Annotated in this window: 15 protein-coding genes and 1 riboswitch; of the genes, 6 read left to right on the top strand and 9 right to left on the bottom strand. The window is 39.8% G+C overall.

Annotation, left to right across the window (positions count from 1 at the left end; all coding sequences use genetic code 11):
• Nucleotide 1 precedes the first annotated feature (1 nt).
• Nucleotides 2-1,144: a hypothetical protein gene (locus JWR61_RS24480; RefSeq protein ID WP_301930304.1), complete on the bottom strand. Its 1,143-nt coding sequence runs from the start codon at nt 1,142-1,144 to the stop codon at nt 2-4.
• Between the two features lie 220 nt (nt 1,145-1,364).
• Between JWR61_RS24480 and rpsP the strand changes: the two genes are divergently transcribed.
• From rpsP to dinB, 4 genes are all read left to right on the top strand, one after another.
• On the top strand, nt 1,365-1,853 hold the full coding sequence (gene rpsP / locus JWR61_RS24475) for a 30S ribosomal protein S16 (RefSeq protein ID WP_290335867.1): 489 nt from the start codon (nt 1,365-1,367) through the stop codon (nt 1,851-1,853).
• A 134-nt stretch (nt 1,854-1,987) separates the two neighbouring features.
• On the top strand, nt 1,988-2,506 hold the full coding sequence (gene rimM, locus JWR61_RS24470) for a ribosome maturation factor RimM (RefSeq protein WP_301930303.1): 519 nt from the start codon (nt 1,988-1,990) through the stop codon (nt 2,504-2,506).
• A gap of 202 nt (nt 2,507-2,708) precedes the next feature.
• Nucleotides 2,709-6,440, top strand: a complete 3,732-nt coding sequence (locus tag JWR61_RS24465; protein WP_301930302.1) for a DUF3857 domain-containing protein — start codon at nt 2,709-2,711, stop codon at nt 6,438-6,440.
• Between the two features lie 56 nt (nt 6,441-6,496).
• Nucleotides 6,497-7,645, top strand: a complete 1,149-nt coding sequence (gene dinB / locus JWR61_RS24460) for a DNA polymerase IV (RefSeq protein WP_301930301.1) — start codon at nt 6,497-6,499, stop codon at nt 7,643-7,645.
• A 69-nt stretch (nt 7,646-7,714) separates the two neighbouring features.
• On the opposite strand, the gene JWR61_RS24455 is transcribed toward dinB, so the two are convergent.
• Nucleotides 7,715-8,152 carry an Rrf2 family transcriptional regulator gene (locus JWR61_RS24455; RefSeq protein WP_301930300.1) on the bottom strand — a complete coding sequence of 146 codons (438 nt, stop codon included), beginning with the start codon at nt 8,150-8,152 and terminating at the stop codon, nt 7,715-7,717.
• Between the two features lie 99 nt (nt 8,153-8,251).
• Here JWR61_RS24455 and JWR61_RS24450 point away from each other — a divergent pair, with 99 nt between their 5' ends.
• Nucleotides 8,252-8,890: a peroxiredoxin gene (locus JWR61_RS24450; RefSeq protein WP_290335872.1), complete on the top strand. Its 639-nt coding sequence runs from the start codon at nt 8,252-8,254 to the stop codon at nt 8,888-8,890.
• A 51-nt stretch (nt 8,891-8,941) separates the two neighbouring features.
• On the opposite strand, the gene JWR61_RS24445 is transcribed toward JWR61_RS24450, so the two are convergent.
• The 4 genes from JWR61_RS24445 to rlmN form a co-directional block, all read right to left on the bottom strand.
• Complete coding sequence (locus JWR61_RS24445; RefSeq protein ID WP_301930299.1) at nt 8,942-9,733, bottom strand: RluA family pseudouridine synthase; 792 nt, start codon at nt 9,731-9,733, stop codon at nt 8,942-8,944.
• A complete protein-coding gene (locus JWR61_RS24440; protein WP_301930298.1) occupies nt 9,726-10,865 on the bottom strand; it encodes a pseudouridine synthase in 1,140 nt (379 codons plus the stop codon). Before JWR61_RS24440 ends, JWR61_RS24445 begins: the two co-directional genes overlap by 8 nt.
• A gap of 272 nt (nt 10,866-11,137) precedes the next feature.
• Entirely contained in the window at nt 11,138-11,758 is a 621-nt protein-coding gene (locus JWR61_RS24435) for a hypothetical protein (protein ID WP_301930297.1), read from the bottom strand.
• Between the two features lie 168 nt (nt 11,759-11,926).
• A complete protein-coding gene (gene rlmN / locus JWR61_RS24430; RefSeq protein WP_301930296.1) occupies nt 11,927-12,970 on the bottom strand; it encodes a 23S rRNA (adenine(2503)-C(2))-methyltransferase RlmN in 1,044 nt (347 codons plus the stop codon).
• Between the two features lie 599 nt (nt 12,971-13,569).
• Between rlmN and JWR61_RS24425 the strand changes: the two genes are divergently transcribed.
• Nucleotides 13,570-14,100, top strand: coding sequence for a UpxY family transcription antiterminator (locus JWR61_RS24425; RefSeq protein ID WP_301930295.1), 531 nt, complete (start codon nt 13,570-13,572; stop codon nt 14,098-14,100).
• A gap of 140 nt (nt 14,101-14,240) precedes the next feature.
• On the opposite strand, the gene JWR61_RS24420 is transcribed toward JWR61_RS24425, so the two are convergent.
• The 3 genes from JWR61_RS24420 to JWR61_RS24410 form a co-directional block, all read right to left on the bottom strand.
• Nucleotides 14,241-16,211 carry a sialate O-acetylesterase gene (locus JWR61_RS24420; protein WP_301930294.1) on the bottom strand — a complete coding sequence of 657 codons (1,971 nt, stop codon included), beginning with the start codon at nt 16,209-16,211 and terminating at the stop codon, nt 14,241-14,243.
• Between the two features lie 150 nt (nt 16,212-16,361).
• The gene (locus JWR61_RS24415; protein ID WP_301930293.1) at nt 16,362-17,459 is read right to left on the bottom strand and encodes an MBL fold metallo-hydrolase; all 1,098 of its coding nucleotides are present in this window, start codon (nt 17,457-17,459) and stop codon (nt 16,362-16,364) included.
• Nucleotides 17,460-17,600: 141 nt separating this feature from the next.
• Nucleotides 17,601-18,092 carry a thioredoxin-like domain-containing protein gene (locus tag JWR61_RS24410; RefSeq protein WP_301930292.1) on the bottom strand — a complete coding sequence of 164 codons (492 nt, stop codon included), beginning with the start codon at nt 18,090-18,092 and terminating at the stop codon, nt 17,601-17,603.
• A gap of 130 nt (nt 18,093-18,222) precedes the next feature.
• Nucleotides 18,223-18,294, top strand: a riboswitch (Fluoride riboswitch).
• Nucleotides 18,295-18,326: the final 32 nt, after the last annotated feature.

The raw sequence follows: 18,326 nt of genomic DNA, 5'->3' as shown, positions 1-18,326 counted from the left end.
ATTAATCGGAACCAAACTGAACACCCGTTTTTATACGGTTCAATAAAGAGCTGTAACAGTTTCTGATTAACCTGTTGGCAACCTCTGCCCGGCTGGGTATTTTAAAGTTATTGCTGCTATTAATCCTGCTCCAGTCTTCCGGAAGCAGGGCATCTTGATTACCTGTATAAGTAGCTGTTTCCGTTCGCCAGTCATCGTTTCCGGGGAAACGGTCGAACAGTAAATTATGCCCGGTCACCTGGTCATATATCCTGCATTCCAGTGTAGCCCTGCTTTGCATGTATCTTGATGTTACATTAACTGTTGCGTAAACAGTGGTATAAACAGGTTTGGCGGGTATTGATTTGGTAGTGCCGGTCTGCACCTCTTTGCTACGGTTGATAGTATAGCGTTTAACAAAAACCTGGCCCACAAATAATTCTGTAAAATTCAGTTCAACCAGCCTGTCTGGTCTTATCTGGCGGCTGCTTGCATCCCAATCGCTGTAAAAGCGAACATCTCTGAAAGATTGGTTATTGAGGTCATTAATAATGTGCTGCTGCAGCCAGTCGTTTTCAAAACCCCAGTAGTTCCAGTTGCGGTTGTAATAATTGGCTGCCCTTACAATTACTTTAATCGTTGCTCTCTCTGTAGCCTCCTGCATCAGTTGTCGCACATCCTTGTAGCCTGGCACAGCCTCATTTGCCTTACTAAAAAAATCGTAGGCATTGCGGGCGGAAACCCGGTTATTATAAGTAAGATATTCCAGCCCCTGGCTATAATATTCGTTAGCTGCGGTGTTTTTTGCATCCTGAATCTGCCGTGACGGATCCCACAAGTCATCAATGATTTTTTTAGCTGCGGGCACTTCGCTTATTTGCTTGTACATCTGCAACATCACCCCGTATTCTTTTGCAAGCTGCATGTAACGGTCGCCTGGTACAAGATTGTTGTAATTCGCCTCTGTCAATGCTTTTCGTTTGATTGAAACTGTTTTATATACTTGTGGTAATTGTTCCAGTGCTTCTTTATCATTACCATTTTTCTTCAATTTTTCAACAAGGTCAAAAACAGTCTTATCTTCTGCTGTGTAATATTTTTTCAGTCGGTTTGGACCACTGCAGGCAGCTAATAACAAAAGCATAAAAAAGCCATACTTTTTCATTTGGTGGTATTTTTAGAAAGATAGTTAATTTACATTACCGATGAAAGCTGGCATTGGACTTGTAAATAAAAGAGGGCAGCGACAGAAGTTTAACATTGAAAATATTTTAAAACGGTTTTAAAAATTTGGATAATTTCTTACAGCATGTTATCTTCGCCGTTCCTTTTAAGGAGAGTTAGAAACCCTATTTATTCACAACCCAAAAAAATTTCTATTTTTTATGGCTGTAAAAATGAGACTGCAAAGACACGGTTCAAAAAAGAGACCGTTCTACTTCATCGTAGTAGCAGATGGACGAAGCCCACGCGACGGCAAATTTATTCAGAAACTTGGTACGTACAATCCCCTGACTGTTCCTGCAACTGTGCAGATTGACCGTCAGAAGGCGTTGGACTGGTTACACAAAGGTGCTCAGCCTACTGACACTGTACGTCGTATCCTGTCTTTCAAAGGCGTATTATACCTGAAGCATTTGTTAAGAGGTGTAGGTTTAGGTTTGTTTGATGAAGCTGTTGCAATGCAAAAGTTTACTGCCTGGAGTGCTGAGCATGATGCTCACATTGCAAAACGTCAGGGTGCTCATAAAAAAGCACGTACTGATAGCCGCAATCAACCTGTGGTTAGAAAAGTTGCCGAAGCACCTGCTGCTGCAACTGCCGAAGCTACTGCTCCTGCAGCGACGCCTGAAGAAACTAAAACAGCAGAATAATATCTCTGTTCCGTTAATTCTTTTAAAGCAATTCTGATTACTCGGGATTGCTTTTTTTATGCCTGGTCTTTTTATTTTCAATTGCATTAAGGCTGTCTTATTGGCTTAAATGAAATACTTAAATTGCATACCGTATGAGCGAATACTTTAAAATAGGCAAATTAGCCGCCAGCTTTGGTTTAAAAGGTGAACTGGTATTGCAGCATAGCCTTGGTAAAAAAACGGCTTTGAAAGGCCTGGAAACAATTTTCCTGGAAGAAGGAAAGGATAATTTTATGCCTTATTTTATTTCGGCAGCTTCAGTAAAAAATGATAAAGAAGTGTATATTAAGTTAGAAGGAATCGACAGTAAGGAAGCGGCACGTAAATTAACGCCCAAAGAAGTGTGGCTTGCCGCTGCAGATTTTACCAGTTTTGCAGCTACCTCTTCCCCTATTGCATTGTTGGGTTTTCATTTAATTACGGATAATGCCGAAGACCTTGGTGCAATAATAGAAGTAATTGAACAGCCACACCAGATATTATGTGCCATTTTACTGGAAGGAAAGGAGGCCCTGATCCCCATCCACCAGGAATCGCTTGATAAGATAGACCGGAAAAACCGGAAAGTGTATGTTAGTTTACCGGATGGATTGCTGGATATTTATCGGTAGGTTTTAAATTTCTACATTCATTTACAATGTAATTAATGAATGTTAAATACTAATTTCAAATTACTAACGTTTGTAATATCAAAATTGATCTATCCTACAATACTATCAAAAATCCTGTCCTTTTGCCTGTATTATCAATAGATGCTGATTTAAACTTTGTCCGAAATTTTTGATTTATCTGTGAAAATTCATACCACCTAAAATGACCAGAACCCTGATTACCACCTTATTGTTCCTTTTTATTTTTTCCGCAACCCGTGCCAATGATTACGATGATGCCTGGAACGCCATTCACAAAAAAAATTATAAAGAAGCAAAAGCCCTTTTACAAAAAGGTATCAAAAATCCGGCAACAGCGTTGGATAGTTACTGTACGCTTTTATACCTGCAAACTTATTTAGGTAAAGAAACTGAAATTGAAGGCCTGATAAAAGAGATTACCGCAAATGCGGATAAAAACGCCTATTTATATTCGTTGTGGTTTAATGGATCTGTACTTGGACAATACTCAAAAAAGCAGGCCTATCAACTTAACTTACTCAACCAGATAGAAAAAGACAATTCATTTAACGGTTCAATCAGGCAAGCAGCGAAATATGTAAAAGCAATGCATGCTGTTTTCAGTAACGATTATGCCAGCGCAGAAAAAGAATGGAAGCAAATCAATTCTGTGCAAGAGTGGCAATTTGCCGGACCATTTGAAAACCTTTCGGGCTCAGGATTCAATATGCAACCGGAACCGTTAGCTGATGCTGGGGCAGAATCCGTATTTAATGGAATGAACAATGTAGAAGTTAAGTGGTTTAAGCCCTCCGAATTTAGCTACGAAGGATGGGTTTTTTGTTATCCTTTTATTCAGCAATCCTCTGCAATAGAGTATGCACAAGCTTTTGTTTATGTTCCTGAAGATACCAAAGCTGTTTTAAACGCAGGCGTTAACGGATCTTTGAAGATATGGGTGAATGATGGCCTGCTACTTTCAGAATCGAAAGAAAGGATAACAGAGTTAGACTATTACAAAAAAAAGTGTCAGCTTAAAAAGGGGTATAACCGGGTGCTTGTGCAGTTAGGTTATACAGATAATACGTTGCCGAATTTTATTGTGCGGTTTACAGATGATGCATCAGTACCGCTGCCAAATTGTACTTCAACTGCTGTTGTACAGCCCTACATAAAAGCTGCCATCGCAGATAGCACGGGTTCATTAAAACATTTTGCCGAGTTGTTTTTCGAAACAAAAATAAAGGAGCAACCTTTCAACCTGGTAAATTACATTTTGCTTTCTCAAACCTATCTCAGAGATTCAAAAAAAACAGAAGCTAGGCTTGTTATAGAAGACGCACTTAAAATTGCGTCCGGGGATCCGTTGCTGAGATTTGAGTTGATGCAGATATCAGTAAAGAGTGAAAACAGAACACTTCTGTTGCAGGAGATAGACTGGTTGAAAGAAAATGATTCGCTTAGTTACATCAATCTTCAGATGGAAATTCAAACGCTTATCAACACTGAAAAATATACTGAAGCGGATGTTGTGATAGAAAAGATGACGTCATTATTTGGGGAAGATGAAAATATTATCCAGTTAAAAGCAGCTGTTCTGGGAAAGCTTGACAAAATAGAGGAGCTGTTAAAGCTGGTGGAAAAAGGGTATGCCAGGTACCCCGAAAATGTTTCCTTTGTCGATATGATGTTCAGGGTTAAAAAGCTGGTTCAGAAAGATAGCAAAGCGGCAGTAAAAGTGTATGAATTGTACCTCAAAAACAATTATAATTTTTCCATCATTCAAAATTTGGCGGATGAATATAAAGAGTTGGGGCAGGACGCTGACCATCTTGCTACCTTAAAAAAAATCAATACCATGGGGTTGCAGGATCCCAGAATGATCACCAGCATTAGTAATTATTACATAGAAAAAAGGGAATACGCCAATGCACTGGCCGCTGCCCAAAAAGCGATTGCTCTAGCGCCCTCAGTTGGGTTATACTGGCATAATATCGCATCCATTTACGAGCAAATGAACAATACGGAAGATGCTCTGAAAAGTTATAAAAAAGATATTTACTACAACCGCACCGATTATGATGCAAGAAAAAAAATCAGTGTCTTGTCGAAAAAACTGGAGCTCTATAAGCTGTTGCCTGAAACGGATGTTTATGCACTAATTAAAAAATCCACAATAGATGCTGGATACGATTATACTTATTTGCTGGATGAAAAAGGAGCTGTTTTGTACGATGAAGGTGCGTCTGAGGAATATATAACGTATGTGATAAAAATCAACACTCAAAAGGGCATTGATAACTGGAAGGAAGTTAACCTCGCCAGCGGCAATTCACAGTCGATACTGGTGGAGAAATGCGAAGTCGTAAAAGTAAACGGAAGCAAAGTTGCTGCGGAACGTAATGAAGGCACTGCTGTGTTTACCGGTTTGCAAACGGGTGATGCGATTTATGTAAAATATCGGTTGCAGAATTATGCAACCGGCAGGTTAGGAAGAGCTTTCTGGGATAAATTTATTTTTAATTCTTTTGCGCCTTCACAAAATGCCCGGTATATTTTAATAGCGCCCCAAGCCTTGCAGCTAAATTACAAATTCAGTAATAATACTGCATCACCTGTCATAAAAGAGGTGGAAGATTTTAAAGTATATACCTGGGAGCTGAACAATTTGCCGCCAGTTAAATCAGAGCCGCTTATGCCGCCTTTAAATGACGTTGCCAGTGTACTCCATATTTCAACTATTAAAACATGGGCTGATGTTGCAGGCTGGTACAGCGATATATCTTACCAGGATTTGAAAGATAATTTCGAGCTGGAGGCTGCCTATAACGAGATCTTCAGAAACAAAATTGCTGAAAGTAATTTTGCAAAAGCAAAGCGCATCTATGAATACATCGTAAACAATATACGGTACAGTTCTGTTGCGTTCAGGCAAAACGGCTATGTACCCCAGAATCTTTCAAAAGTGCTGAATACAAAATTGGGTGATTGCAAAGATCTTTCTTCACTCTTTGTGGCGCTTACTGCAAGAGCTGGTATCAATGCACAGTTGGTATTAATTGATACACGGAATAATGGCATGAAAGACATGGACTTGCCATCTATGGAATTTAATCATTGTATAAGTTTGCTCCATGTTGATGGTAAAGAGTATTATATAGAACTTACCGATAGCAATCTTCCGTTTGGCAGTTTACCATCTAATCTAAATGGGGCTTTATCTTTAATTATTCCACTACACGGGCAGAAATCGGAGGCCATTTTACAGCCACTGACTGCTGTTAACAGGATGCGGGATGAATCTTTAAGAAAAATTAGATTGTCCTTTTCTGGTAACGATGCAAAACTCAATGTTGAAACAAAAAGATGTGGAGCAATTGTAAGCGCATGGCGAAACGAGTATGCATCTTTGGGAGCTGAGAAACAGAAAGAATCATTTGAACAAAGTCTCAGTAATGCCAATAAAAATCCGGTCAAACTGGATACGGTTTCCTTTACAGGACTTGCGGGTAACGGCGATACTCTAACAATCAAAAGTACCTATACTATCAAGAATGAGTTAGTAGAAGCAGGGTCTATGAAAATGCTGAAAATTCCTTTCCTGGACGTTGTAGCAACGCTTGAGAGCTTATCAGCCGACAAAAGGGAATATCCGGTCGAATATTGGAATTATGAAAATACGGATGTATACGAAACAATAATTGAAGTGCAGGCGCCTTCAGGCAGAAAGCTCCTGGAGTGTCCGGCTGATAAAAATTTCAGTTTTAAAAACAGTACCTATAGTTTAAAATTTATTAGGACTCCAACTTTATTGAAGATTATCAGAAAAGTAAGTCTGAACCGGAACGATATTAAGCCGGAAGATTATAAACTATTTAAGAAATTCTTTAATGATATAGTTGAGATTGAATCTAAATATTTAGTTTTCAAATAAAGCAAAACGTATTTCCCAGGGTGTACAAATCGATATTGATTTTGTAAATTTACCTGGTGAAAACATCTCCGCAACGCATCATAGCTCATTTTGATCTCGATTCATTTTTTGTTTCGGTAGAGATATTGAATAACCCTGCGCTGAAAGGCAAGCCGGTTTTTGTTGGTGGTGCGGAAAGGGGAGTAGTTTCTTCTTGCAGTTATGAGGCCCGTAGGTTTGGTATTCATTCGGGCATGCCATCAAAAAAGGCATTGCAACTTTGTCCCCAGGCTATTGCAGTGAAAGGGAGTTATAGCGACTACAGCAAATTTAGCCGCTGGGTAACGAATATTATTGCTTCCAAAGCACCTTTATTTGAAAAAGCATCGGTAGATGAATTTTATTTAGACCTTACCGGAATGGACACTTTTTTTAATCCCCTGCAATGGACGATTGATTTAAGGCAGCAAATCATTGATGAAACACAGCTGCCCATTTCGTTTGGAATGGGCAGTAACAAAATGATTGCAAAGATGGCTACCAATGAGGCTAAGCCAAATGGTTACCTTCAGGTTCCCTTCGGAAAAGAAAAGGAATTTTTATCTTCACTGCCCGTGAATAAAATACCCGGCGTGGGCGAACAGACACATGCGGTATTGAAAGCCATGGGCATTTTTACCATCAACGACATCAGTCTTAAAACGAAAGAAGAACTGGAAGAAAGATTGGGTAAATGGGGCACGGACTTATGGAATAAAAGTTTTGGATTACACAACAGCGAAGTAAGAGCCTGCCGCGAAGCTAAATCCATCTCCAGTGAAAATACCTTTAATGAAAATAAAACCGATCTTGTTTTTTTAATGAGCGAACTGGTTAGACTTACAGAAAAAATAGCCTTCGATTTACGCCAGGATGGAAAGGTAGCTGGATGTGTGGCGGTAAAAATCCGGTACCCCGATTTTGAGACTTCTTCCCGGCAGGCGTCAATTGCCTTAACCTGTGCAGATGATGAAATTATCCCGGTGGTAAAGGAATTGTTTCATAAGTTGTATCGGAAAGGCAAGCCGGTAAGGTTATTGGGGGTTCGTTTAAGTGAACTGGCGAACGAAGTGGTGCAGGCTAGTTTGTTCAACGATATTGAACGTAAAAATGACCTGTATAAAGCCATTGATGACGTGAAAAACCGCTTTGGAAAATTGAAGTTGAAACGTGCTTCTTCGGGTTAATTGATCGCAGGAATTTAATCACGAATGAGATGAATCGTGGCTTTGCAATAACAATATCAAACGCACAAATTACCCTCCTTTAGCGGATGGGGGATCGGCTCTATCTATTAATTCAACCAATGTTTTCTTTTCCAGAATTTTCAGTGTAGCGTCCCGTGTAATTTTCATGGCTTTATTTAACCCACAGGTAGCTTCATCACAATCTTTGCATTTTTCATAAAAATTAATGCTCACGCAGGGCAACATCGCAATCGGGCCACCCACCAACCTGATAGCCTGGGCAAGGGTGGTTTTTTTGGGAGATTCAACCAGGTAGTAACCGCCGCCTTTCCCTTTTTTGCTCTCCAGTACACCTGCCTGTTTAAGCTCCAGCAATATTGTTTCCAGAAACTTAATCGGAATCTTTTTCTTCTTCGAAATATCTGAAATTAATACTGGCCCCTCGCCATATCTGCCAGCCAGGTAACCGAGCGCCTTAAGCGCATATTGGGTTTTTTTTGATAACATGGAAGAAAGGTACCTAAAATAAAAAAAATAAAAAAACAAAATTAAGTCTACTTGATTGATAGACTATTATTGTATATTTGTACCCTAAAATTATTTATTATGAGCCTACGTTTAGGGGATACAGCCCCCAATTTTACAGCAAAAACATCTCTCGGTGAAATTAATTTTTATGATTACCTGGGCGATTCCTGGGGTATTTTATTTTCTCACCCGGCCGATTATACACCGGTTTGTACCACTGAACTGGGCCGTACCGCAGCTTTAAAAAGTGAATTTGATAAACGTAATGTAAAAGTGCTCGCTTTAAGCGTTGATCCTGTGGACAAGCATTTAGGTTGGATTGGCGATATAAACGAAACGCAGCACGTATCGGTAGAGTTTCCCATTATTGCAGATGATGACCGCAAGGTTTCTGAGTTGTATGATTTTATACACCCCAATGCTTCTGCTACCGCTACAGTGAGGTCACTGGTGATTATTGCACCCGATAAAACGGTTAAATTGATTATTACTTACCCTGCATCTACGGGCAGAAACTTTGTTGAAGTCTTAAGAGTAATCGATTCCCTTCAATTAACTGCCAACTACAGTGTAGCAACACCTGCCAACTGGAAACAGGGCGAAAATGTAATTGTGGTTCCATCTATCAGCACTGCTGACGCGATCAAGAAATTTCCGAAAGGAGTTGAAGAAATTAAGCCTTACTTGCGTTATACTCCACAACCTGACTTAAACTAAGTTTTAGTTTTTATTTATATAGTAAGGGCCACTGGAAAGGGGCTCTTACTATTATCTGTTTTTTTTAAGTTGCTGTATCAATGCCCGCATATCCTTCGGCAATTCTGCAACAAGGTCAAATGCTTTGCCCTGTTCATCCGTAAATTTCAATTCGTAACTATGCAGCGCCACCCTGTTCAGCATGGGCCGTTCTTCCTGGTCGTGCTTGCTCAATTTAAATTTCTTTTTGATGTCGGAAAGCATGACTGGCTTACCATCACCATACAAAGGATCGCATACAATTGGATGGCCCATATTTTTTGAATGCACTCTTATCTGGTGGGTACGGCCGGTATGCAGTTGAAATTTTACGAGGGAATATTTCCCTAAGTTTTCCTGCACTTCATATTCCGTTAAAGAAGGCTTGCCATTTTTATTTACTACCATCTGGCCTTTAAAAACAGGATGCTCCATAATGGACGCTTCAATTTTACCTGTTTTGCCAGCAGGTAATCCATGTACCAAACCGAGGTAAAATTTTTCCATCGCCTTTTCTTCAAACAGCTTTGAAAAGTATTTATGTGTTTCGGCATCTTTGGCAAACAGAATAATGCCACTGGTTTCCCGGTCCAATCTATGTATGGTGAATATACTGCCGTATTTTTCTATCAGCCTGTCTTTTAGGGAAGCTTCAGATTGCATCCTGTCAGGAATGGAAAGTACACCAGCTGGTTTATTCAACGCAATAAAATGATCGTTTTCAAACAGCGTAATTGCGCTTAAATCTTTCAATAAACCTGCGGATGCCGGTTTTGTTGAAACGGTTGATTGCTTTTCTTTGCCAGATATATTTTCGTTAGTCATCAGCAATACTGTTGGATAAAGGTTTAGCAGGAATAATCTTTTTGTGCGATGCATTCAGGTACTTTAATAAACGCACTTCTTTCTCGCTTAAAAAACGCCATTTGCCGCGTTCAACGTTTTTCTTTGTGAGGGTGGCATACATTACCCGGTCAAGCGCTTTTACATCATAGCCAAGATGTTCGAAAATGCGGCGTACAATTCGGTTGCGGCCGCTGTGTATTTCAATACCAATAATCGATTTATCTTTGGCATCTGCATAAGCTAAAGAATCGGCCTTTATTTCGCCATCCTCTAATTTGACCCCATTTAATATCTTGTCAAAATCTGCCCTGGTAAGATTTTTATCCAACCTTGCTTCATATACTTTGGTAATATTATAGCTGGGGTGAGAGAGTTTTTGCGTCAATTCGCCATCGTTGGTGAGCAATAAAACACCAGACGTATTTCTGTCCAGTCGTCCAACCGGATAGATTCTTTCTGTTGTAGCCATTTTAGTAAGTTGCAACACCGTTTTTCTTCCCTGCGGATCGTCTGTTGTAGTGATGTAATCCTTGGGCTTATTCAGTAAAATGTACACCAGGTTTTTGCTGACAAATAACTTTTTGCCGTTGAATTTTACATCATCCCTCTCAGAAACTTTAAAAGCCGGTTCAATCACCACTGTATCGTTTACTTTTACTTTTCCATCTTTTATAAGGGTTACAGCATCTCTTCTGCTGCACACGCCGCAGTGAGCTAAAAATTTATTGAGCGGCATTAAAGCAGTGCTGACGGCAGCGGGTTTGCCACCAACGGTTTTAACAGGCGCTTTGACAACAGGAGGCGCATATTCCTTTTTTATACCTGCTATTTTTACAGCTTGCTCAAAATTATTTTCAATTGAAGCGATCTTCTCTTCTTTTCTATGCTGATTGGTTTTTGTACCGGCAGCACCCGCAGTTTTTTTTGTGGATGCCGGAGTTTCTATTGGAGCATTTCTGGCTGCGGCTTTTAGTCTTCTTTTTTCTTCAAAACGTTTGTCGATGGCGATCGCACGTTCTTTTTTTGCCTTCTTTTTAGCCTGCTTGAATTCTTCTTTAATTACACTGTTCTTTTTTTTAGCAACAAATTGCTGGAAGTGTGCCTGACTCATATTATGTAGATTTTTACTGTTATTTCAACAGGAATGAAGTACAAAGATAAGGAAAAGCCCTTGCCCCCAAGTTAAAAATCAGGATGAGTCTGTAGCCTCGTACCGCAAATGCCAGGTTCCAAATTCAGTTTAATATTTTAAAGTAATAGAAGGAGATTCTTTAAATAACCCTCTAACTTAGGTAAATGGCGCCAAAATGCTTCCTTCGCGGAAGCAGCAATAAAAAGCGCAACTTTTGGTTGCGCCGATGTTTTCAGAGGGAGTAAGGTTGATTATTTTGCCTGCCGTTTTTCTATCCGGTTTTTCTTTAGCTCTTCTAATTTACTGATTTGTTCAGGCGTCAAAATGCTTTTTAAATTGGTTTGTGTTTCCGCTTTCAATGCCATCAATTTTTCTTTTTTTTCGGTGCGGCTTAACTGGTCATCTTCCCTGATAGCTTTGGCTTTGGCATGTACGGTCTCGTTGCCGGATTTGATTTTAGCTAACTGGTCATCGGATAAATTCAGCTTTGTTTTCATTTTATCAAGCCGTTTAGCTGCCAATGCTTCACGCTTTGCCTCATGGTCTTTTTTTAGCTGCTCCAGTTTGTTTTTTTGCTCTGAGGTCAAAATGGACATCATCTTTTCCTTTTGCTCTTTGCGCAATGCGTCTTTTTTATCCCTGGATTCCTTTACAGTAATATTCTCATTTTTATTCAATTCCAGCCATTGTTTTTGGTAGTTGTCGCGACTGGCTTTCAGCTGTTGCTGCTGATCAGCCGTAAGATTTAATTCCTGCATCATCATTCCATGCTTGTGCGGATGATGAGAGCGTTTCATGTTTGGAGTTTCCTGTGCACCGGCACTGAATATAAAACTGGCCAAAGCCAGCATACCTGCTGCTATCTTTTTCATACTTATTTTTTTATTTGTACAAAAGGATAGACATGCAGCTGCTACCGAAGTTTAATCAGGAATTTTAATGGTATGTTAAAGGAAAGCATTGATGGTTTAAGATGAAGATCATAGCCTCAAAAACCGATCTTATTTGCGTGCAAAATCAGCCATCAGACATTGCAGCTGTTATCCTTTGTTGGCAAGTTGCCCGCAGGCCGCATCAATATCTTTACCGCGGCTTCTTCTCACACGGACGTTTACCCTGTGTTTAACAAGAAAATCGGTGAACCTTTGTGTAGCATCTTCATCAGGTTTAGTAAACTTAGCACCCGAGATAGGGTTGTACTCTATTACATTGATTAGATGGGTAGGTATCTGGCGATAAATTTTGATCAGCGCTTCGGCATCTTCCTGGCTGTCGTTTACACCTTTAAAGAGAATGTATTCCAGAGTGATATCGTTCTTCGTTTTATCGTAAAAATAGTTGAGCGCCTCCACCAAAGCAGCAATATTATTGGTTTCATTGATGGGCATTATTTGGTTGCGCTTTTTATCATCGGCGGCGTGTAAAGAAAGCGCCAGGTTAAAACGTACTTTGTCATCTCCAAGTTGTTTGATCATTTTGGAAACACCAGCCGTGGAAACCGTAATTCGCTTGGGGCTCATCGCCATCCCATCATTGGCAATCAACCGGTCGATGGCTTTTAAAACATTTTTATAATTCAGTAAAGGTTCCCCCATGCCCATGAACACTACATTCGATAGTTTCTTATCAAATGTCTTTTCACTTTGCTGATTCAGTAAAGCCACCTGGTTATATATTTCATCATAGTCAAGGTTTCTTTTTCGCTCCATTGTTCCAGTAGCACAAAACTTACAACTTAAACTACAGCCAATTTGTGACGAAACGCAGGCCGTATTTCGTTTTTCAGTAGGGATCAATACTCCTTCAATCATATGGCCGTCAAAAGTCATAAAACGCGACTTGACAGTACCATCACTACTGAATTGCGTAGCATTTACCGAGAGCGCCGGCATAGTAAAATTTTCGGTCATTTTTAACCGCAAATCTTTTGACAGGTCTGTCATCTCCTCGAAACTTTGCGCACCTTTTTTCCATATCCATTCATACACTTGTTTAGTACGGAACTTCTTTTCGCCGATACGTTCAAAATATTTAGCTAATTCCTCCAACCCCAGGTGACGTATGTTTTGTTTAGTTGCTGTCATTTTGCAAAGATACCGTAACTAAATTTATCGCCCAATGAAGATGAAAGGCCAATGCGCAAGCCCCTTTCAAAAAGTGACAGCAGGATGAGGTTTTTTATTCCCGGAACCGACATCCTTTTAGAATTAGAATACCCGCTGTTGCTATAATTCAATTGTTATGTCAGTAAAGGGAATAGCTGATTTTTGTTGACTGATCGCTCAGCTTTGACTCCAATAATAACCAAACTGGAAATGGTGCAATTACGAGTAGAATGAAGTAAAAAGACTGGATCAGTGACTTTATAAAATAAAGTCCTGCTCTCTTTTTAATAGTTCAAAAAGCCCTAAAAAATCACATTTGACATCTTTTTCCGGGTTTTTACGATTTTTTTTAATTTTTTTTGACGACGATTTTGGCCATTTTACCGTATAAATACGATTCTCTGTCGAATTTTTTCGATGAAATCGTAGAAAAAAAATTCTTCGGTATTTATTTTTTTCTTTACTTTGCTTCATAAACAAACAGGTTATCCTGTTGTCTGCAATTAAGTATCCATTTATAAAGCCGTACACATCCACCTATTTTAAATCTGATTTTTTTTAATTCAAAAAAACTACAGATGGACAAAAAATGGTACCTGGTATGCACTAAACCTCAGCGCGAAAAAAAATTAGCTGCAACATTATCTAAAAAGAAGATTGAAAATTTTTGCCCGCTTAACAGAATTGAAAAAACTGAGCGGAGTAAGATGAGAATTTCTTTCGAACCTTTGTTTTCCTCCTACGTATTTGTCTTTGCTACAGAGACTGAAATGAACACTATCAGGAATATTGATTGTGTAATCAATTTTGTGTACTGGTTAGGAAGCCCTGTAATGTTTAAAGAAGATGAGATTGAAACGATACGGTCTTTTACTACCCAGTTTTCCAATATTAGCCTTAGCAAAACAAGGGTTGAATTAACTGGTCGAATTGAGGCAGTAAGAGAGTATCATCGCAACAACACGATTCAGTCTGATACCGTTGCTGTTATAAAAGACTGCTATAAATTACTTCTTCCATCTATGGGATATACACTGATAGCGGAAAAAGAAAGGTCGACCAATGACGTGTTTAATTATGGCTTTGAAGGGATTAAAATGGGCTCATAGCATTACAACCTTCCTTCATTATAGTCGGTTATTACTTTGGTTGGATAATAAATAGTTTATACAAAAAAATAAAGCTCCTTGTCGGGAGCTTTATTTTTTTGTATATGCTGAAACACTGGCCGATTCCTCCTGAAATATTTTTATAAGCCAATGGCATACTTATTTTTGACCGTAATACCTTCCCAGCTGTCTGTACGGAAAGGCGCAGCTGGGAATTGTTCATTATTAAACAAGTTACCTTCTGATGCATCATCGGCCCAGTTATACCGAACTGCCAGCGGTTCTATAATTCCATCAGCAGATACGATAACTTTATCGCCTTCAATAACGGCTTTGGCATATTTAAAATGTTTGTCAGCCCCGGCAATTTCAAATCCTTTCAGATACCCGTATTTATCTTTTACCAATAAACCGCTGCCGGTATGGGTAAACGAAAGTGTCGCCTTCCCTCCATCTGTTTTCATAGACTGAAATATTGGGCCAGTGCTTTCGCCTGATTGCTGGTAAATATCATGCAGCGCAATACTCGCCAGCCGTTTGCCAACATCCTGTTTATTTTTTGGATGTATATCAGCAGGGTTGCCAATGTCAGTTGTAACTGCCATGCCGGTGTGCGGTAGACTAAGCGTCATCGACTGTGCCTCTCTTAACTCTGCCCAGTTACTGCCCTTTGTACTGTTAGCTTCAGCGGAACCGAAGGTTGACAATTGAACAAACAAAAACGGGAAATTACCCTGTTTGAAATGTTCCCGCCAATCGGTGATCATTAATGGAAATGCGGTGCGGTACTGGTAAGCACGCCCGGCGTTGGTTTCACCCTGGTACCAGATTGCTCCCGCAATACCATATTGCACAAGCGGATACAACATGGCGTTGAATAACATGCTGGGATAATCGTTCGGGCCAACTGAAGTTGCAGCCTGCGACACAGCCGCTACCTGGAATAACCAATCACCAGCGAGTGGCATGGGTTTATTGTCAATAGTTAAAGACAAATCTCCTGCGGCCCCATAAATTCCTCCTCCGCCGCCGGTATCACCTACTTTCACTGCAATGGTGTTTTTACCGGCTTTTAAAATACCGGCTGCAATTACATACTTGCGCACCGCATTGTAAGCCTGGGTACTACCAACTTTTATACCATTCACAAAGGTTTCATCATTGTCATCAATCATCGCCAGATTTAGCGTTGCCGCCTTGCCGGCATCCGCGTCTGAAATTGTAATGGTTTTTCTAAACCATACGGTACCGTCAACGTCTGGCAGTCCCTGTGTTTCCCATAAGCCCGGTAATTTCATGGATGGCCATTTGCTGTCATCAAACGCTGTATTTTTCCAGTCAGTTGTATTCGCATTGTTTTCAAAATTACCCTGTGCTTTTTGAATCGCTTTCCGCATGTTTTCACCACGTTGCTTCAGCATTGTTTCAATATCACTGCCTTTCATTGCATCGGCCACATATTTTAATTCTGCGCTTTTTGCAAATGCAGCTTCGCTTGTCCAGGCTTCTGACATGGTACCACCCCAGGAAGTATTGATCAACCCAACTGGTACTTTTAACTGAGTGTATAATTGTCTTGCGAAAAAATAGGCAGTAGCAGAAAAATCGCCTGCCGTGGCCGGGCGGCATACCTTCCAGTCGCCACCGGCCACATCGTCTTTTAATGTAGTACTTACCGTATTGGGTACTTTGAACTGCCGTATTTGTGGATAGTTTGCATCGTTGATTTCCTGCTGGTAATTATTTATTTTACCCCAACCTTCTATGGGCATTTCCATATTACTTTGCCCGCTGCATATCCATACTTCACCGACTAAAATATTTTTTATAGTCAGCTGATTTTTCCCTTTCACTGACAGTTCAAACGGGCCGCCTTCTTTTTCAGCCGCTAGTGTAACCAGCCACTTGCCATCTTTACCAGCTTTGGTGCTTTTTGTTCGTCCGTTAAATGATACAGTTACTTTTTCGCCGGTAGCAGCAAATCCCCAAACGTTGATGGGCTTGTTGCGTTGTAACACCATATTATCACCAAATATTTTGGGCAGGGTTATATTGGCAAATGCCGTCGCAATAAAAATGAGACATGCAAAAAGAGCGATCGTTTTTTTCATATAGTTGACTTGTAAAATGGTGTAATTTTTTTGCTCAGCTAAAGTAGGCAAAAACAGGATAGGGGGAAGCAATGGTTTTACAAATCAAAAGCAGGAACTTAACCGGCAAGTGGAATCTTTGTGGTAACAAACGCAGTCTGGCGCTTTCATTTAATCAATATTTTCCCACCAATCGGTTGCTGCAGGTAAAAGATTTCCGAGGTTAACAGGTTCACCTATGAAGGCAGTAACCAAAGGCACATTTCTTTTGGCAGCTTCGGCAGTTACTCTTTTTATAGGTTCATCCCACGCATGTAAAGACAATGCAAATTTGGCCCAGTGGACAGGCAGCAATGTTTTTGTTTTTAAATCAATAGCTGCCTGTACTACTTCTTCCGGCATCATATGTATATGTTTCCAATAGCGGTTATACTGACCGCATTCCAGTATAGCCAAATCAAACGGGCCAAAATTATCGCCAATGGTTTTAAAATGACTGTCGTAACCCGAATCTCCGCCAATGAATATTTTAAGCGTAGGAGTTGTTAGTACAAAGCTCATCCAGATGGCATGGTTTCTTTTCATACCCCTGCCACTAAAATGTCTGCCTGGCGTGGTGTTTATCGTAAATCCATTTTCCAGGTCAATGAATTCATTCCAATCTTTTTCTATAATAATATCGTCTTTAAATCCCCAGCGTTGCAGGTGCTCACCAGTACCCAGACCAGTAATAATTTTTTTAATTTTTGGTTTCAATTTTATTACGGTGTCGTAATCGAGATGGTCCCAGTGATCATGCGTTATAAATAAGTAATCAATCTCCGGAAAGTCAGCGGGTGCATATACATCAGATCCTTTAAAGCTGGTGGTAGTGAAACGGATAGGTGAGGCGCTGCCACTTAAAACAGGATCTACCAGGATCGTTTTTCCATCTAACTGCATAAAATAAGAGGAGTGACCAAACCATACCAATATATTTTCATCCGGTGAAAGATTTAATAAATCCATTTTCTTAGAAGGAAGGGTGGCAGCAGGTTTGCTTCTTTTGCTTCTATCAAAAAAGAATTCTTTCAATACAGTAAAAAAGTTGGCACCATCCGTAAGGTCTGGCGTGAAGCTTATGTTTTGAAATTGCCCGTCTCGGTAGTTGGGAGATTTTTTTATTTTCTCCAGGCGTTCGCCTGCAGGCCGTCTGCCAAATTTTGGTTGTTGTAAAAAAAGATATGCGGCACTGATAAACACAAATACAATAGCTGCGAATAAAAACATCAGGTAATTATTTTCAATTGATAAATAAGCGCATGTTCTATATGATTGACGAGTCAACCACATTAAAACTTTAAAATGACAAATTAAATTTTAAAATTAAACAGATGCCCGAAAGCTGAGGGCTTATGTTATGGGAATACTTTATAGAGTCGCCGCAATTTTTTGTACCGGCACATTCCTGTCAAAAGCTTTTACAAATTGCCCGTTTTTATTGTACAAAAACATCGCAGGCAAACCGGGAATCGTAAAGAAATTGCCTAACATATAGCGATAATCCATACCCATGGTAATATTGGGATACCTGGCTACATTAAACTCCTGGTAAAATCTCTTTACATAGCTATAGCCGAGGTTAGAAACCATTACAATTTGTACATTTTTGAACAATTTGATATTGGCCATAATTTCTTTAATCTTTTGCTGGCAATGCTCGCAGTCGGGGCTGAACACCATCATAATTACCGCTTTGTTTTTTTGCAGGTTGGCCTTCTCAAACCTGCTGCTGTCGGGCACTCTGGTGATACTGAATGATGGCAGGCCGGTTTGCCTTGCGGTCATTTGCATACTTGGTGCCTGAGCTTTGGCAGTGTTGCCAACAAGCAGTATAAGAAGGTAAAAAACAATCCGGTTCATCAATAAAAATTTTTGATAAAGCTATGAGAATTTGGCGATAAAAATATGTTAAGCAAAGATGTTTCGGACTGTTGGATGCCCACTCATTCAAAAAAAATAAGCCTGATTTAAAATCAAATCTTAATTTTGGATCTATTAAGGAAATGGTGTCTTCCTACTTAACCGTCTTATTTCAACAAAGACTGATGGCGCCTGCAAATGGTAATTATTTTATTTCCCGAAAACTATTTGTAG

This window comes from Ferruginibacter sp. (genome assembly GCF_028288465.1).
Lineage (GTDB): Bacteria > Bacteroidota > Bacteroidia > Chitinophagales > Chitinophagaceae > Ferruginibacter.
This window is presented reverse-complemented; position numbering and strand designations above follow the sequence as displayed.

Bases quoted from the DNA above. Each gene is read 5' to 3' on its own strand.
- rimM (WP_301930303.1), top strand. From the start codon at position 1,988: ATGAGCGAATACTTTAAAATAGGCAAATTAGCCGCCAGCTTTGGTTTA.
- JWR61_RS24465 (WP_301930302.1), top strand. From the start codon at position 2,709: ATGACCAGAACCCTGATTACCACCTTATTGTTCCTTTTTATTTTTTCC.
- JWR61_RS24410 (WP_301930292.1), bottom strand. From the start codon at position 18,092: ATGAACCGGATTGTTTTTTACCTTCTTATACTGCTTGTTGGCAACACT.
- JWR61_RS24450 (WP_290335872.1), top strand. From the start codon at position 8,252: ATGAGCCTACGTTTAGGGGATACAGCCCCCAATTTTACAGCAAAAACA.
- JWR61_RS24480 (WP_301930304.1), bottom strand. From the start codon at position 1,144: ATGAAAAAGTATGGCTTTTTTATGCTTTTGTTATTAGCTGCCTGCAGT.
- JWR61_RS24440 (WP_301930298.1), bottom strand. From the start codon at position 10,865: ATGAGTCAGGCACACTTCCAGCAATTTGTTGCTAAAAAAAAGAACAGT.
- JWR61_RS24445 (WP_301930299.1), bottom strand. From the start codon at position 9,733: ATGACTAACGAAAATATATCTGGCAAAGAAAAGCAATCAACCGTTTCA.
- rlmN (WP_301930296.1), bottom strand. From the start codon at position 12,970: ATGACAGCAACTAAACAAAACATACGTCACCTGGGGTTGGAGGAATTA.
- JWR61_RS24455 (WP_301930300.1), bottom strand. From the start codon at position 8,152: ATGTTATCAAAAAAAACCCAATATGCGCTTAAGGCGCTCGGTTACCTG.
- JWR61_RS24425 (WP_301930295.1), top strand. From the start codon at position 13,570: ATGGACAAAAAATGGTACCTGGTATGCACTAAACCTCAGCGCGAAAAA.
- rpsP (WP_290335867.1), top strand. From the start codon at position 1,365: ATGGCTGTAAAAATGAGACTGCAAAGACACGGTTCAAAAAAGAGACCG.
- JWR61_RS24435 (WP_301930297.1), bottom strand. From the start codon at position 11,758: ATGAAAAAGATAGCAGCAGGTATGCTGGCTTTGGCCAGTTTTATATTC.
- JWR61_RS24415 (WP_301930293.1), bottom strand. From the start codon at position 17,459: ATGTTTTTATTCGCAGCTATTGTATTTGTGTTTATCAGTGCCGCATAT.
- JWR61_RS24420 (WP_301930294.1), bottom strand. From the start codon at position 16,211: ATGAAAAAAACGATCGCTCTTTTTGCATGTCTCATTTTTATTGCGACG.